The sequence below is a fragment of the Paenarthrobacter aromaticivorans genome (genome assembly GCF_019038615.1).
Classification (GTDB): domain Bacteria; phylum Actinomycetota; class Actinomycetes; order Actinomycetales; family Micrococcaceae; genus Arthrobacter; species Arthrobacter aromaticivorans.
In genome coordinates this window covers 111,685-126,609 of record NZ_JAHOPC010000003.1, presented here as the reverse complement: position 1 = coordinate 126,609, position 14,925 = coordinate 111,685, and the positions used below count along the sequence as shown (strand labels likewise).

The following is a 14,925-nucleotide window of genomic DNA, read 5'->3' as shown; positions in this document are numbered from 1 at the left end:
GCCCCCGGTCAGTGGCTGTTGCGATAGCCGGTGGGGGAGTTCCCGAAGGCGGCCCTGAAGATCCGGCTGAAGTGGGCTGCGTCAGTGAATCCCCACCGCGCCGCAATGGCCGTGACGGGCCGGTCTGCCAGGACCGGGTCCAGGAGGTCGCGCCTGCAGCGTTCAAGCCTGCGCTGCCGGATGGATGCGGCCACGGTGGTCCCGATCTCCTGGAAAAGATCGTGCAAGTGCCGGGTGGAGATGTAGTGGGCGGCGGCTATGGTTCCCGGGGAAAGTTCGGGGTCGCCCAGATTGGCTTCGATGTAGTCGTGGATACGGCCCAGCAAGAGAAGGTGGGGGTCGCGGCCTGTCTCGATGAGTTGGTCGAGTTCCCCGTTGAACAGGGTAGTGACCAGGTCCAGTGCGTTATGGACCAGACGCAGGCCATTTGCCCCTGAAAGGGCTTCGAGGTTATCGGCGAGCCTTACCAGGAAGGGGCTGATGAGTTCGCCGAGGCCCTCGTCCCCGGGAATCCGCAGGGCCGTTACGTGGCCCATGGCTTCGGCCGGCAAGTCGAGCAGGACGTGCGGGAACATCAGCACCAAAGTGCGGAAGTCGTCGTCGAACGTTAGTTGGTAAGGGCGGGAAGTGTCGTAGATGGAGAGGTCCCCGGGACCGAGCACCGCTTCGCGTTCGTCCTGAACCAGTCGGCCAGTCCCGGAGAGCTGGATGCTGAGCTTGAAGAAGCGTCCAGTGGACTTGGCGATCAACTCAGGCGTTCGCAGGACCGTATGGGGACCAGCTGTTACTTCGACCACGGAAATTTGACCCAGGACACGGGCTCGCATTGTCCCGTGGAAGGCGAGCTCTTTAGGGCCCTTGGCCAGCAACGGCACGAAGGATGCTGAGATGGCCCGGCTCCATTCCTGGAACGAATCCGCCACAACTGTGTGCACGGTTGCGGGGCCGGTATCAGCCGCGACGGTCATCAAGGTCCCTTTCAATGCCCGCCGTACCTGATGGCGCCGGTACAGAATGCCACCGGCGCGGACGTGAGCTTGCCCACGATTCTACACCGGTGGACTTTGCGGGGCTGTGCTTGCGTGCACCGACAAACACCTTGCCGTGTGAGACAAGTCACGCGATGCCTTGGCGGAGGAGGATTGCGGAATGACCGACACCGTGCCGCGCAATCTCCGTCCGGCACCGAGGCAGGAGCACACTATGAGCGTGGATAACCCCGTCAAGGGCATGATCGCTGGAGCCGCAGACAACAAGAGGCGTCTTGGGGTACCAGCCGTGACCTTTATGATTATTGCGGCCTCGGCGCCGCTGACAGTCCTTGCAGGTGGAGTAACCACCACTTTCGCCGTCACTGGGGTAACCGGCGTTCCGCTTTCGTTCTTGATTCTCGGCGGCATCCTGGGTCTCTTCGCGGTCGGCTATGCGGCCATGAGCCGTTACGTCACCAACGCGGGCGCCTTCTACGCCTACATTGCCCAAGGCATTTCCAGGCCGGCCGGTGTGGGAGCATCGCTGGTCGCGTTGATGGCCTACAACCTGATGCAGGTGGGCATTTATGGGCTCTTCGGCTTCACCGTTTCCTCACTGCTCTCGGCAAGGCTGGGCATCAGCGTTCCGTGGTGGATCCCAGTGCTGGTGTGCATCGCAATTGTTGGTTGGTTGGGCGTCAACCGGGTTGACCTCTCGGCAAAGGTGCTGGGCGTCCTGGTGGCTCTGGAGTTCCTGGTGGTCATCGTTTACGACGTCATCAGCCTGGCCGTGGCACCTGAAGGAGTCACTGCAGCATCGTTCAGCCCGGAGAGCCTGTTCGTGCCCGGCATTGGCGCAGTCCTTTCCTTTGGAATCGCTGCCTTCATGGGCTTCGAATCGGCCGCCATCTATGGCGAGGAGTCCAAGGATCCCAAGCGGACCGTTGCCAGGGCCACCTTCGCGGCTGTCGCAATCATCGCCTTGTTCTATGCTGCCTCGGCTTGGGCAATGACCGTGGGCGCGGGCCCATCCGCAGTCATTGAAACAGCCACTAGCAGTGGCCCGGACATGATCTTCGCTTTCCTGGGTACCAACGGGGGCGTGCTCTTGAGCGATATAGCGCAGATCCTTTTCGTGACCAGCCTTTTCGCAGCACTGGTCAGCTTCCACAACGCTGTTGCCCGATACTTCTTTTCGCTCGGCCGGGAGCGCGTCATCCCGCCGTTCTTCGCAGCTGTCCGCACAGGGAGCGGAGCACCTTTCGCGGGGTCGCTGGCGCAATCGGCGATTGCCGTCGTCGTGACCCTTGCCTTCGCAATCGCGGGATCGGGTTCGGAACTCGGTGAACTGTACCCCGTACTGACCATGTTTACCTGGCTGACCAACAGCGGCGCCATGGGGCTGGTCCTGCTCATGACCGTAGTGTCCGTTGCCGTGATCGGCTTCTTCCACCGGAAGCCGCACGGGGCCAGCCTGTGGGTACGGGTTGTTGCGCCTGGCCTTGGCTTTGTACTCCTGGCGATAGTGTTTGTCCTCATCCTTGCCAACTTCAACGTCCTGCTCGGTCAGAAGGAATCGACGGCGGCAACATTTGTCCTACCGCTGGTGGTGCTGCTGCCGGGTCTGCTGGGGATCGTGTGGGGGCTGCGCCTGCGGCGCTCGCAGCCTGGGCTTTATGCCCGGATCGGCCACGGCTCGGAAGACTGAAACTGCTTCGAACACCGAAACCGCAGGAAAGGAGAGGAAGCCCCCGGCAACTGCCGGGGGCTTCCTCTCCTTTCCGCTGCGGCTGTATATCCAGCCGACCAGTTAGAGCGAGGGGTCGAGTTCCGGAGTGTGGTGGGTGATGCTGATCAACCGGCCGTGGGCGCCGAACGTGAAATGCACGGGCTTGGTGCCAGCCTCATCCCAACCGAAAAGGCTGCCATGTGAGCGGATTGCTTTGGGGCTCCGATGATCGGCTATGGTCACAGAGCCGCACGGGATGACCTTTTCGCGCCAGGTAAAGACGAAAATACCGGGCCGGATTTCGAAGACGGTATTGGAATCGGTGTCTGCGAGGCCGCGCTCCGGTCCGGCGAGGCACTGCCAGGCGTACCAGGTAGGGCTGAGATAAATGTGTTCGTAGGCGTGGGCATCGCTGTACACCCATTCGACGCGCCGGCCGATCAGGGCCGTGCTTTCAGCGATTGCTGCTCCTTTGACGGTGAAGCCATCGAGGGTCCCTGCGCGGAAATCGTGGTGGACTGCGGTTGATCCTCGGGAGCCGCCGCCCAGCAAAGCGCCGATGTAGAGTGCACGGCCGTTGGAGAGATCGAGGATCAGGGATACGGCGAAGCCCGGCTCCACCGGACTCTGCCATTGGGCGTAGTAGAGTTCCTCGGTTACGAGGAACGCCTCATAGGGTGCCGTCCCGTTGCGTCCCGCCGCAGCCCACTGCACTTCTTCGTCATCGAAGTTGAAATTCATGGGCACGCCATCGCTGCGGACAGTAAATTCCCGTCCCGCAAGGTCCTGGACGGTGGGGGCTTTGTTGGCATCGAAGCCGGGCGCCAAACCGTCCAGGGGCAGCCAGTTGGAGGTATCAAGAAGATTCAGGCTCATGGGTTCCTTCTCAGTGCTCGAGAACAAGAACGACAGGAGATTCCTGTCGTTCTTCGAGTATTGGCTTCCCCTGGCTGCGCGTCTTGTGCCGTGAGGCAGGGCTATTGACCCAGAAAGAATGCTTGCCCTGTGGAGGAGCGGTTCAGGCCAGCTGGCCCTCGATCCGCATGGCGCTGGCAGCCAACTCCTTACCCACGGCGTCGGCGTCCTGGTCCAGGCGGATATAGACGACGGCGATGGCGGCCGGCCGTCCGCCTGGGACGTGGATGGGAGCGGCGATTGATGACAACCCAGCGATCACTTCGTCGTGGCTGGTGGCGTAGCCGATCCGTCGGGCTTCGTGCGCTTCGGGGCGGTAGGGGATACCTGCTCCTACTTGGCGCCAACGGTCCTCGGTCATGGTCGACTGGATGGCGATACCGGGTGCGCCAATACCGATGGGGTGGCGGCTTCCCGGATGTTGGGCGAGTGCGGCGCCTGAATGCCGGGGTTCCACGGTGACCAGGGTGACGCATTCCTGGTGGTCCCAAACAGTCAGGAAGGCGGTCATGTGCAGGGTATTCGCCAGCTGGGTGAGCTCTGGCAGGGCAGCTGTTTGCAGGTTGCGCGAGACGCCACGTGCCAGCACGGCCAGTCCGGGGCCCGGCTGGACGCGGCCTGAATCGTCCCTGATCAACAGCGAATGGTCCTCCAACGTACGGAGGATGCGGTAGGCAACAGAGCGGTGCACCCCTAGGGCTTCTGCGAGTTCGGCGATGCTGAGCGGGCGTTCGGCTTCGGCAAGGATTTCCAGTGCGCGGATTCCCCGCGAGAGGGTTTGCGACGGCGGGGCCTGGGTTGCTGCTTCCTGCGGACTTTTGACGTCGCTGCGGGGACTCATGCGAACCATCCTATGTTGGCGGGTGACGGCATGCGGCGGTCAACTCTTGTGTTGCACACCACATCGGGCTATCGTTCCATATACGAATAGACTATTCAACTATAGAACAATGCTGCTCATGAGCCCCACATTCTCGTCATGCCGAGATAAATGCTGTGCGCTGGGTCACGGTATGTAGTAGTCTTTCCTAACTGACCGTTCTGTCGGTTAATGCAAGTCACGCGCCGACCAGTCACTCTCACCCCTGGAGTTCCAATGACCGCACCTTCCACTGTCGACTCCGCGTCGGGCCCAAGCAGTAAGCGCGAAGAGCGCCGGGTCCTGGCCGGGACTTTGGTCGGCACCACCATCGAGTGGTACGACTTCTTTATCTTTGCCCAGCTCACGGCAACGCTGTTGTCGCCGCTGTTCCTGACTCCGCTGGAAAAATCGAACCCTGGCGTGGCGCAAATTCTGTCCTTCGCCACCATCGGCATCAGCTTTCTCTTCCGGCCATTGGGGGCCTTCGTTGCCGGACACCTCGGCGACAGGCTGGGACGCAAGGCAGTCCTGGTCATGACGCTTGTCATGATGGGCGCGGCGACGGCCCTGATCGGCCTGCTGCCTACCTACGGGACAATCGGCCTTTGGGCCCCGATTCTGCTGATCACCCTGCGGGTGGTCCAGGGCTTCTCTGCCGGTGGCGAGTGGGGCGGCGCCGCCCTGATGGCTGTGGAGCACGCTCCGATCACCAAGCGCGGACTCTTCGGTGCTTACCCGCAGATCGGTGTGCCCATTGGCATGATCCTGGCAACCGGCCTCCTGTTCTTCCTGCAGTCGGGCATGTCAAAGGAAGACTTTGCCGCCTGGGGTTGGCGCGTACCGTTCCTGCTCTCCGTGGTTCTGATCGTGGTGGGCTACCTCATTCGTCGCGCGGTCGGGGAAAGCCCCGTCTTTAAGGAAATCGCGCAGCGCAAGGCGGAAAGCAAGGCGCCTCTGAGCGAGCTGTTCCGGAATAACAAGAAGGAGGTCATCCTCGCGGCACTGATCTTCATCGCCAACAACGCCGCAGGCTACCTGTTGATCGCCTTCTTTATCTCCTACGCCACCAAAGCACTGAAGATGCCAGCGCCGCAGGTCCTCCTCGCCACCACGGTTGCCTCGTTCGGGTGGCTCATCTTCACCATGGTGGGAGGCTGGCTTTCGGACAAGATTGGCCGCGTAAGGACGTTCCTGCTCGGTTACGGCCTGGTGTTCGCGTGGATGATCCCCATGTTTGCCTTAATCGATTCCAAGGACATCCTGCTGTACGGAACAGCTTTGTTCGTCCTCACCATTGGGCTTGGCTTGTCCTATGGGCCCATGTCAGCCATGTATGCCGAGATGTTCCCTGCACACGTCCGCTACTCGGGAATCTCCATCGGCTACGCCCTGGGCGCCATTCTCGGCGGTGCCTTCGCTCCTTTGATCGCCCAGGCTTTGTTGGATGCCACCAAGTGGTCCGGATCAGTGGGCCTGTACATCATGGGCCTGTGCATCATCTCAGCGGTGGGCGTGATTCTTGCAAAGGAAACCAAGGGCCGTCCCCTCGGCTTCAGCGTTCATCACTAGGCCAACAACAGATCCAGTCAGCAACGAATTAGGTCTCCAGGTGGGCGCGGTTGTGAAACCGGGCCCACCTGGAGCGTAAGCAGCTATTTCGCCCTTGGGGCGCCTGCGCCTTCCAGTTGCTCCACGACGTCGTCGTCCGTCAACTGTTCAAAACGGTCATAAAACGCGCCAACAGCATGGAATTTGCCGGGCGTGTGCAGTGCCATCATGAAGTCGCAGACCCTTGCCAAGGACGTTGCGGCTTCCAGCGAAGCCACGGGAACGGCGGCGATCACCGTGCGAGCACCTGATGCCCGCACGGCCTCCACGGCAGCACGCATGGTGGCGCCGGTGGCCAGGCCATCGTCCACCAGAATGACGGTCTTACCTCGAAGGTCGTTCTCGATTCCCGGGTATTGCCTGGCGCGCCTAAGTAGTTCGGCGCGTTCATGTGCCTCTACTGCATCCAATGCGGCTTGACTGATGCCATGGGCCAGGACGTGTTCCTTGAGCGGCTTGTTGACGATGCGGACGACGTCGCCCTGGCACCACGCAAGTGCGCCGTAGGCAGTCTCCTCGCGGCCAGGTATCCCCAGTTTGCGGACCAAAATGGTACCGAAGGGCAGGTACAACGCGGAGGCGGCCGCAACGGCCAGGGGGACACCTCCGCGGGCCAGGCCAAGGACGATCGTGTCTGGCCGTTCCCTGAACTGGGGGAGTCCTTCGGCCAGGTGCCGGCCGGCTTCCGCCCGGTCCTTGAAACGCATGCCCATTTGCCCCACTTCCACGTAATTTGGCTGCTTCCAGCCTACCGTTCAATGCTTGCCGGGTGAGGCATCCGCTGGAAGCATGGGCTTGTGAACAAGCCCATTGGATATTGGATCAAGAGGCTCGACGCCGCGCTGGAACTCCAACTCGATGCCACGCTGGCCCGGGTCAAGCTGAGCCGGCGGCAGTGGCAGACCCTGGCCACTTTGGCAGAGGGAACGGTCCGTCCGGATGAGCTGGATGAGATCCTGCGCCCATTCTGGGGCAATGACACGCGTCTGCGGGAGCGGGAGCTTGCCTCGTTGGTGGGCAGGGGCATGATCACCATGATTGATGACCGCCTGGCACTCAGCGAACTCGGCCGGGAAAAATACCACGAGGCCCTCCGCTATGTGGAAGCCGCCCGCCAGGACCTATCCATGGGCATAGGGATCGATGAATATGCCATGGCGTTGAGCGTCCTGGAACGAATGAGCCTTAACGCGGAACGGTTGATCCGCTAGCGCCAGCCGGAGCCATCGCTACACGCCAAGGAATTCGATGGCAGCCTCCTTAAAAGCCCTGCTAGTGATCACGTTCGTGTGGGTGCGTCCCGGGACTACAAGAGTCTCCACCAAGGCCCCCCGCTTGCCGGCGAGGTGCGCGAGTTCGGGCATGGTGGCTGCCCGATCGTCCTTTTCGCCGGCAACCAAAAGGATGGGCACGTGCGGTGCAGCTTCATCGGGGTCGAACGGCTCACCCTTGATTGCCTCGATGAGCGAAAGCAACGCGAACAGGTCATTGCTGGGCAATAGTTGTGCCATCTTCAGCAGCCCGGCGGTGGACTCGTCCCCAATGGGTGTGCCATCAGCCAAGTACCGCTGTGCGGCAACGAGGTCGAAAGCTGCCAACGGATCCGCTGAGCTGGGTCCGCCCAGGACGATCCGGTGAACCAGGTCCGGCTGGGTTGCGCCGAACTCCCAGGCCAGCCGGGATCCCAAGGAGTAGCCCACAATGTCCAGTCCTGTGGAAGGATCGCCGTCGCGCAACGGCCGCGCTCCAGCGTCCGTGGAGATCTGGAGGAGGTCCGCACGGATCCGGCTGGGCGTGTACGAGTCCAGGTCTTCGGGGGAGTGGCTCCTGCCGTGGCCTGGCAAGTCCACGGTAATGACCCGGCGTCCGGCGTCCTGGAGGGCCGTGATCCAGCCGCTGTCGGCCCAATTTAGCTTGCTGGATGAGGAAAAACCGTGGATCAGCAGAACCGGGCGGAGGCCTGCGTCGGTGGCTGGCTCATGGACTTCCACAAACAAACCAGGGTCTGTTCCCTCCACGGTGTGCCTTTGCTGTTCCACGGTGTGCCTGCCGGTCATCATGTCAGTCCTCATCGAGTACGGCGCTCAGGCGAACCCGGCGCTTGGGTGCTTCGTCCTTTGGAACAGTGCCCACGATTCCGGCGGTGTCGTCCGGTACCTCGAACACGATCAACGGTTCGCCGACGTTGATGGTCTGGCCCGGCGCCCCGTGAATACGCACCACTTTACCCGCCTGGGGGCTGGGCAATTCGAGCGCTGACTTGCTGGTTTCCAGCTCCACAATGGGCTGGTTGCGTTCCACCTGCTGGCCCGGGGATACGAGCCAATCCAGGACGGTCGCTTCGATGAGGCCTTCGCCCAGATCGGGGAGCGGGAAGGAAAGTTCAGCCACGGCGGTACTCCAGTACGCGTTGGATCCCAAAGAGGATGCGGTCGATGTTGGGAATGTATTCGTCCTCCAGGTCACCGGAGGGATAAGGCACGTCGAATCCGGTCACCCGTTCCACCGGCGCCTTGAGCGTTGAGAAACAGCTCTGCGTGATGAGTTGGGCGACTTCGGCGCCAAGGCCTGAGGTCAAGGGGGCTTCGTGGACGACGACGGCGCGCCGCGTCTTCCCGACGGACCTCGCCAGGGCTTCGGCGTCGATTGGTTTCAGCCAGCGCAGGTCCAGGACTTCGACGTCGATGCCGTCTTCTGCTGCCAGTTCGGCAACCTGGAGGCACCGTGCCACCATGGCGCCCCAAGCGACGAGGGTCAGGTGACGACCTTCCCGCGCAACGCGTGCGCCGGTGAGGCTGCCGCCGTCGTCCATGCCGGCGTCGAGCATTGCCTGACCGGGAGTCGCAGTGCTGACGACTACCGGACCTTTCTGCCAGTAGCGGGACTTGGGCTCCATGAAGATGACGGGATCCGGCCTCGTGGCTGCGTACTTGAGGAGGTGATAAGCGTCGTGTGGGGTGGAGGGCGAAACCACTTTGAGGCCGGGAACGTGCGCAAACAGAGCTTCAAGGCTTTCACCGTGGTGTTCCGGAGCGCGGATTCCGCCGAAGCTTGGAACCCTGAGTGTGATGGGCATCGGGAGCGTGCCGCGGCTGCGGTAGTTCATCCGGGCGATTTGGCACACGATCTGGTTGATGGCCGGGTAGGCGAAGCCGTCGAACTGTACTTCGGGAATGGGGTGGAAGCCCGCCATGGCCAGTCCTACCGACATGCCCAGGATGGCGGACTCAGCTAGTGGGGTGTCGAAGACCCGTTCTTCGCCATGCTTGGCCTGAAGGCCGTCGGTAATCCGGAAAACGCCGCCCAAGCGGCCGCAGTCCTCGCCAAAGATGACCGTTTTGGGATGGTCGGCCAGGATCTCGTCAAGCGCGCGGTTCAGTGCCTGCTGCATGGAAAGGTGCAGAACGGGTTCAGTCTCCATCGTGACCGGCCCGGGAGCGAACGATAGTGCTGTGGCTGCCTCAGACATGTTCGGACTCCTTGCGCCACGCAGTGGCCTGGGATTGAAGGGTGGGCGTTGGTTCCTGGAAAACGAGGCTGAACATCTCTGCACCGGGACGGGGCCCAAGTGCTTCGATACCCGTGCGAACGGCTTCCTCTTCGTCCTGGGCCTGCTGCTGTGCGCGGGCGAAGAATGCGGTATCCGCAACGCCCTCGGAGAGCAGGCGCTGCTTGAAGCGTTCAAGGGGATCCTCACCCGCGCTCAGGCGTTCCTCTTCCAGGGTGCGGTATCGTCCTGGGTCGTCCGCCGTGGAGTGGGGTCCGCGGCGGTAGGTCATGGCTTCGATCACGACAGGCCCGTTACCGGCACGGCAATGCGCGAAAGCCGAGCGCGTTGCCTCATGGACAGCGACGACGTCGTTCCCGTCCACCTGCAGGGAAGGAATTCCGTATCCGGCGGCGCGTGCAGCGACTGAGCCGCCGGCAACCTGGCGCTCCGTAGGGACGGAGATTGCCCAGCCGTTGTTCTGGATGAAGAAGACCACTGGCGCCTTCATCACAGCGGCAAAGTTCATGGCCTCGTGGACATCGCCCTGGGAGGATGCGCCATCGCCGAAGTACGTCATGGCAACGCCGCGTTCGCCGTCGGGCTTTCCGGAGAGGGTCTGGCCGTGGGCCCAGCCAACAGCATGCAATACCGATCCCGCTACTACGGCCTGGATGGGAGCGAAGCGGGATTCCAGCGGGTTGTACATCCCGCCGTGCCACGTGGCTTTGTGTGTGGACATGTAGCCCACCATGTCCAGCCCCATTGCCCGGGCTACGCCCATCTCGCGATAGGTGGGGAACACGAAGTCGCGGGTCCGGTCAACGGCATATCCGCTGCCTACCTGCGCGGCTTCCTGGCCCAGCTGGGGCGCGTAGCCGGGAATGATGCCCTGACGTTGCCAGGCGACGGCTGCGGAGTCCAGGTGGCGGACGGAAGCCATCAGGGAATAGAGCTCACGCAGCTGTTCGTGCGTAAGCGGCGCCGCATCCTCATCGACGGCGGCGAGCACGGGTTTCGTTGTCATGGCTGTGACACTAGTCACCAACAATCGGGGTGCGCAATCAGCTCAGTTTCAACGAAACACTTTGTACAATTTGGATACGCAAAGAGGCCCTGTGCAAAACAAATTGCACAGGGCCTCTTGGTTTCAATGAGCAGGCGGCTACTTGGTCTGTAGTGGCTGCTTGCCGGCCTTCGCCTTGGCGTTGAGGAAGCATCCAGCGGCGATAACCAGGATCAGGATGAACGTACCGATCAGCTGGCCGGCGCTCTCAGGGTTGGCAAAGCCCACCAAGAGGATGATGGCCAACAGGACGATCCCGACGACCGTAAGGACCGGGAAACCCTTCATCCGCAGCGGCAGCTCGGTGCCTTCGCGGTCGGCCCTGCGGCGCAGGATGAACTGCGAGACCAAAGCAGTGCCCCACACCACCAGGCAGGTGGACCCCACAAGGTTCAGGAGCGCCGGCAGTACGTGCTCGGGGAAGAGCAGTTCCAGGACGGTTGCGATGAAGCCGAACGCAACCGAAATTCCGACGGCGGCCACAGGCACCTTGGAGCCGTTCAGCTTGGACAGGAAGCCCGGGGCCTCGCCGCGCTCCGACAGGGAGAAGATCATTCTTGAGGCGCCGTACAGGTTGGCGTTCAAGGCCGAAAGCAGGGCAACGACGGCCACCAGCGTAATGGCGGCACCGGCCCCAGGAATTCCTGCGAGGTCCAGTACGCCCGCGAACGGGGACTTCAGTCCTTCGGAGCCAACGGGAAGAGCCGCCGCAATGACGAATACCGAGCCGATGTAGAAGACCAGGATTCGCCAGACAACAGTGCGGATGGCCTTGCCGACGCTGTGCGCGGGGTTCTCGGTTTCAGCGGCGGCGACGCTGACGATTTCCGTTCCACCGAAGGCGAAGATCACCACGAACAGAGCAGCTGCGATGCCGCCGATTCCGTTGGGGGCGAAGTCCCCGAAGGTGGACAGGCCGGGTGAGGCAACGTTGGGCAGCCAGCCGAACAGTAGGGCGGCGCCGATGAGGAGGAAGATGACGATTGCCGCAACCTTAAGGATGGCGAACCAGAATTCGAACTCGCCAAAATTCCGGACGCCCACGAGGTTGATGCCGGTGAACGCCACCATGAACACCAGGGCGAGCACCCACACTGGAACCACCGGCCACACGGTGAAGAGCAGGCCTGCCGCGCCAAGGGCTTCGGCCGCGATGACCACCACCAGCTGTAGCCACCAGAGCCAGCCAATGGTGCCGCCAGCGGTCTTGCCCATGGCTTTTTCGGCGTAGACGGAGAATGCTCCGCTGTTGGGGTTTGCGGCAGCCATCTCGCCCAGGGCCCACATGACCAGGATGATCAGGGTTCCCGCCACGAGGTAGGAGATCAGGACCGCCGGGCCGGCAGCCTGGATGCCTGCGCCGGAGCCGAGGAAGAGGCCTGCTCCGATGGCGCTTCCGAGCCCCATCATGGTGAGTTGGCGTGGCTTAAGTGAATGGCCAAGGCCGGAAGTTGGCGCAGGAGCCGCGATGGACTTCGTTGTCATACGTGTCTACCTTCTATGGATTTCATACTCGGTGTAGCGAGCCGGCCTCTTGGGCTGAGCAAGCTGGGCGTCGACGACGCAGCAAGAGCCGTGGAATAATTCTCGCAGTTTGTAAGATACATCACTTTTTGCTGTGGCGATGTGATGGGTAAGAATCCCCGGGGACAGGAACTTTGATGTTGGTCGATGCACTTGATGCAAAAATTGTACGTTTCTTCACGGATTCGCCGAGGTCCTCTGTGTTGGAAGCATCCCGGGTGCTGAGGGTTGCCAGGGCTACGGTGCAGTCCCGGATTGACCGAATGATCGAGAACGGAGTGATCGGGTCCTGGGTTCCCCAGCCTGATCCGGCCAACTTCGGCTTCCCCGTGGTGGCGTTCTGTTCGGTCACCATTACCCAGGAGATCGGTCACGACGCCATTATCCAGAGCCTTAGCGCCATCCCGGAGATCATTGAAGTGCACACCGTGACGGGAAATTCCGATTTGATGGTTCGCATTGCAGCACGCTCAAATCCTGATATGCAGCGGGTGCTGGACGCGATGATCGCCACCAAATCCGTGGTCCGTTGTTCGTCCGTCATAGTGCTCAACAGCCACATCCAGGGCCGGACTCTGCCACTGATGGAAGCCGCCGCCAAGTCAGTGTGACGCAGGGCATTTTGCCAAGGGGCTGCAGAGTCGTACCATTAGTTCTAGTCAAGATGACTTTAACTAAGATTCCAGGGTGGAGAGAAGATCTCCAGACGGCGATGAAGCGAGGTGAACGCCGTGAATCCGATATCGGCGAACGTTGCTGAACGCCGCCTGGCGCCGCCGTCGTTGGCAATCTCAACGGTGATTTTCGCCCTCCGCCCCAGCGAAACATCCGGCCGTCCCACCCTATGGCTGCCACTGGTCCGCAGAATCCGTGAACCATATAAAGACATGTGGGCGCTGCCAGGCGGACCCTTGGCGCACGATGAATCTCTCCAGGATGCAGCATCGCGCAACCTTCGCGACACCACGGGCCTGGTGCCGCAATACCTTGAACAGCTCTACGCCTTCGGCGGCCTGCATCGCTCGCCCAGCCAGCGAGTGGTATCCATCGTTTACTGGGCACTCGTCCAGCCAACCGAAGCGGCCCTCGCAGACGAATCGGAAAATGTGCGGTGGTTCCGGGCTGACAGGCTCGGCGAACTCGCCTTCGACCACAATGCGATTGTGGATTACGCGCTCTGGCGCCTCCGCAACAAGATGGCCTACGGGTCCATCGCCTACCACCTGCTGGGAGAGTTCTTCACTCTCGCGCAGGTCCGTGAAGTCTACGAAGCCGTGCTGGACCGCCAGCTGGATCCGGCAAACTTCCGCCGTCATATCAAAGCCACACCGGACATTGAAGAAACCGGTGAATACCTGCAGGGCGGAAAACACCGTCCGCCACGCCTCTACCGCTTCACCGGCACGCCCGGTCTCGGGCCAGATAACAGGAGTACACCATGAGCAGCGTCAATACTGCCGTCCAGCTGATCACCCGAGAGGAAGCCGAGAAGGGCCTTTCCCGGGCAGGATCCACCTGCAGCCCGGCCCTGGCCAAAGGGCCCTGGGAGTATGACCTTGCCGAGGCTCTTGCCGGTGCCCCCGCTTACGGACCGGGAGCCTCCAGCAGCGACGTCGCTCCCAAGGAGACGCCGCGGCAGGGACAGCTCCCGGAGGAGTACAAGCGGGCGACGGACGCTGAACTTGATGCCCGTATCCGGGCTGCCAAAAAGACGCTCGGGGACCGTGCCGTGATCCTGGGCCACTTCTACCAGCGTGACGAAGTCATCCAGTATGCCGACTTCGTGGGTGACTCTTTCCAGCTCGCCAATGCTGCGCTGACCAAGCCCGACGCCGAAGCCATCATCTTCTGCGGCGTCCACTTCATGGCAGAGACTGCGGATATCCTTTCCACGCCCGAACAGGCAGTCATCCTGCCCAACCTGGCGGCAGGCTGCTCCATGGCAGACATGGCTGATGAGGACTCCGTAGAGGAATGCTGGGAACAGCTCGAAGAAATCTTCGGCACGGACACCGACGCCCAGGGCCGCGTTCCGGTCATCCCCGTCACCTACATGAACTCCTCTGCTGCACTGAAGGCCTTCTGTGGCCGCAACGGCGGAATTGTCTGCACTTCCTCCAACGCCAAGGTGGTCCTGGAATGGGCCTTCGAGCGTGGGCAGCGCGTCCTGTTCTTCCCCGACCAGCACCTGGGCCGCAACACCGCAAAGGCCCTGGGCGTCCCCTTGGAGCAGATGCCGATGTGGAACCCCCGCAAGGAACTGGGCGGCAATGACGAACAAACATTGTTGGACTCCCGCGTCATCCTCTGGCACGGCTTCTGCTCGGTGCACAAGCGCTTCAACGTGGGCCAGATCGAAAAAGCCCGCCTCGACTTCCCCGGCGTCAACGTGATCGTGCACCCCGAATGCCCCATGGAAGTTGTGGATGCTGCCGATTCCGCAGGGTCCACCGACTTCATCAAGAAGGCGATCGCTGCAGCTACCGAACCCACCACCTTCGCCATCGGTACAGAGATCAACATGGTGAACCGGCTCGCCGCGGAAAACCCACAGCACACGATCTTCTGCCTGGATCCCGTTATCTGCCCCTGCTCCACCATGTACCGCATCCACCCTGGTTACCTCGCCTGGGTGCTTGAGGAACTCGTCGAAGGACGCATCGTCAACCGCATCACCGTGGATGACACCGTGCAGGACAACGCCAAAATTGCGCTGGAGCGCATGCTGGCGGCCAAGCCTGCCTAACCGCTACCAACACCGGT

At 61.9% G+C, this 14,925-nt stretch carries 15 protein-coding genes; 6 read left to right on the top strand and 9 right to left on the bottom strand.

Going from position 1 to position 14,925, the window contains the following annotated elements; genetic code table 11:
* Positions 1-8 precede the first annotated feature (8 nt).
* Positions 9-968 (bottom strand): AraC-like ligand-binding domain-containing protein, encoded by a 960-nt coding sequence (locus KSW38_RS07245; RefSeq protein WP_216923922.1) that lies wholly within the window; start codon positions 966-968, stop codon positions 9-11.
* Between the two features lie 235 nt (positions 969-1,203).
* On the opposite strand from KSW38_RS07245, the gene KSW38_RS07240 reads away from it, so the two are divergent.
* Entirely contained in the window at positions 1,204-2,679 is a 1,476-nt protein-coding gene (locus tag KSW38_RS07240) for an APC family permease (RefSeq protein WP_216924155.1), read from the top strand.
* Positions 2,680-2,781: 102 nt separating this feature from the next.
* Here KSW38_RS07240 and KSW38_RS07235 read toward each other — a convergent pair whose 3' ends face one another.
* Together KSW38_RS07235 and KSW38_RS07230 are read right to left on the bottom strand one after the other, a co-directional pair.
* The gene (locus tag KSW38_RS07235) at positions 2,782-3,576 is read right to left on the bottom strand and encodes a MoaF C-terminal domain-containing protein (protein ID WP_216923921.1); all 795 of its coding nucleotides are present in this window, start codon (positions 3,574-3,576) and stop codon (positions 2,782-2,784) included.
* A gap of 142 nt (positions 3,577-3,718) precedes the next feature.
* A complete protein-coding gene (locus KSW38_RS07230) occupies positions 3,719-4,465 on the bottom strand; it encodes an IclR family transcriptional regulator (RefSeq protein ID WP_216923920.1) in 747 nt (248 codons plus the stop codon).
* A gap of 246 nt (positions 4,466-4,711) precedes the next feature.
* Here KSW38_RS07230 and KSW38_RS07225 point away from each other — a divergent pair, with 246 nt between their 5' ends.
* A complete protein-coding gene (locus KSW38_RS07225; protein ID WP_216923919.1) occupies positions 4,712-6,046 on the top strand; it encodes an MFS transporter in 1,335 nt (444 codons plus the stop codon).
* A gap of 83 nt (positions 6,047-6,129) precedes the next feature.
* Here KSW38_RS07225 and KSW38_RS07220 read toward each other — a convergent pair whose 3' ends face one another.
* Positions 6,130-6,813 carry a phosphoribosyltransferase gene (locus KSW38_RS07220; RefSeq protein ID WP_308169300.1) on the bottom strand — a complete coding sequence of 228 codons (684 nt, stop codon included), beginning with the start codon at positions 6,811-6,813 and terminating at the stop codon, positions 6,130-6,132.
* 69 nt (positions 6,814-6,882) lie between these two features.
* Here KSW38_RS07220 and KSW38_RS07215 point away from each other — a divergent pair, with 69 nt between their 5' ends.
* Entirely contained in the window at positions 6,883-7,296 is a 414-nt protein-coding gene (locus tag KSW38_RS07215) for a MarR family transcriptional regulator (protein WP_216923918.1), read from the top strand.
* An 18-nt stretch (positions 7,297-7,314) separates the two neighbouring features.
* Here the strand turns inward: KSW38_RS07215 and KSW38_RS07210 are convergent, their stop codons facing one another.
* The 5 genes from KSW38_RS07210 to KSW38_RS07190 form a co-directional block, all read right to left on the bottom strand.
* The gene (locus KSW38_RS07210) at positions 7,315-8,145 is read right to left on the bottom strand and encodes an alpha/beta fold hydrolase (protein WP_216923917.1); all 831 of its coding nucleotides are present in this window, start codon (positions 8,143-8,145) and stop codon (positions 7,315-7,317) included.
* Between the two features lies 1 nt (position 8,146).
* Positions 8,147-8,476, bottom strand: coding sequence for a biotin/lipoyl-containing protein (locus KSW38_RS07205; protein ID WP_216923916.1), 330 nt, complete (start codon positions 8,474-8,476; stop codon positions 8,147-8,149).
* A complete protein-coding gene (locus KSW38_RS07200; protein ID WP_216924152.1) occupies positions 8,469-9,506 on the bottom strand; it encodes an alpha-ketoacid dehydrogenase subunit beta in 1,038 nt (345 codons plus the stop codon). Before KSW38_RS07200 ends, KSW38_RS07205 begins: the two co-directional genes overlap by 8 nt.
* A 40-nt stretch (positions 9,507-9,546) precedes the next feature.
* Positions 9,547-10,599: a thiamine pyrophosphate-dependent enzyme gene (locus tag KSW38_RS07195; protein WP_216923915.1), complete on the bottom strand. Its 1,053-nt coding sequence runs from the start codon at positions 10,597-10,599 to the stop codon at positions 9,547-9,549.
* Between the two features lie 138 nt (positions 10,600-10,737).
* Positions 10,738-12,123: an amino acid permease gene (locus KSW38_RS07190; protein ID WP_216923914.1), complete on the bottom strand. Its 1,386-nt coding sequence runs from the start codon at positions 12,121-12,123 to the stop codon at positions 10,738-10,740.
* A gap of 176 nt (positions 12,124-12,299) precedes the next feature.
* Between KSW38_RS07190 and KSW38_RS07185 the strand changes: the two genes are divergently transcribed.
* The 3 genes from KSW38_RS07185 to nadA all read left to right on the top strand — a co-directional run bounded on the left by KSW38_RS07185 (position 12,300) and on the right by nadA (position 14,908).
* Entirely contained in the window at positions 12,300-12,773 is a 474-nt protein-coding gene (locus tag KSW38_RS07185) for an Lrp/AsnC family transcriptional regulator (RefSeq protein ID WP_216923913.1), read from the top strand.
* Positions 12,774-12,884: 111 nt separating this feature from the next.
* Positions 12,885-13,604: an NUDIX hydrolase gene (locus KSW38_RS07180; protein WP_216923912.1), complete on the top strand. Its 720-nt coding sequence runs from the start codon at positions 12,885-12,887 to the stop codon at positions 13,602-13,604.
* On the top strand, positions 13,601-14,908 hold the full coding sequence (nadA, locus tag KSW38_RS07175) for a quinolinate synthase NadA (protein WP_216923911.1): 1,308 nt from the start codon (positions 13,601-13,603) through the stop codon (positions 14,906-14,908). The genes KSW38_RS07180 and nadA overlap by 4 nt, the downstream gene beginning before the upstream one ends.
* Positions 14,909-14,925: the final 17 nt, after the last annotated feature.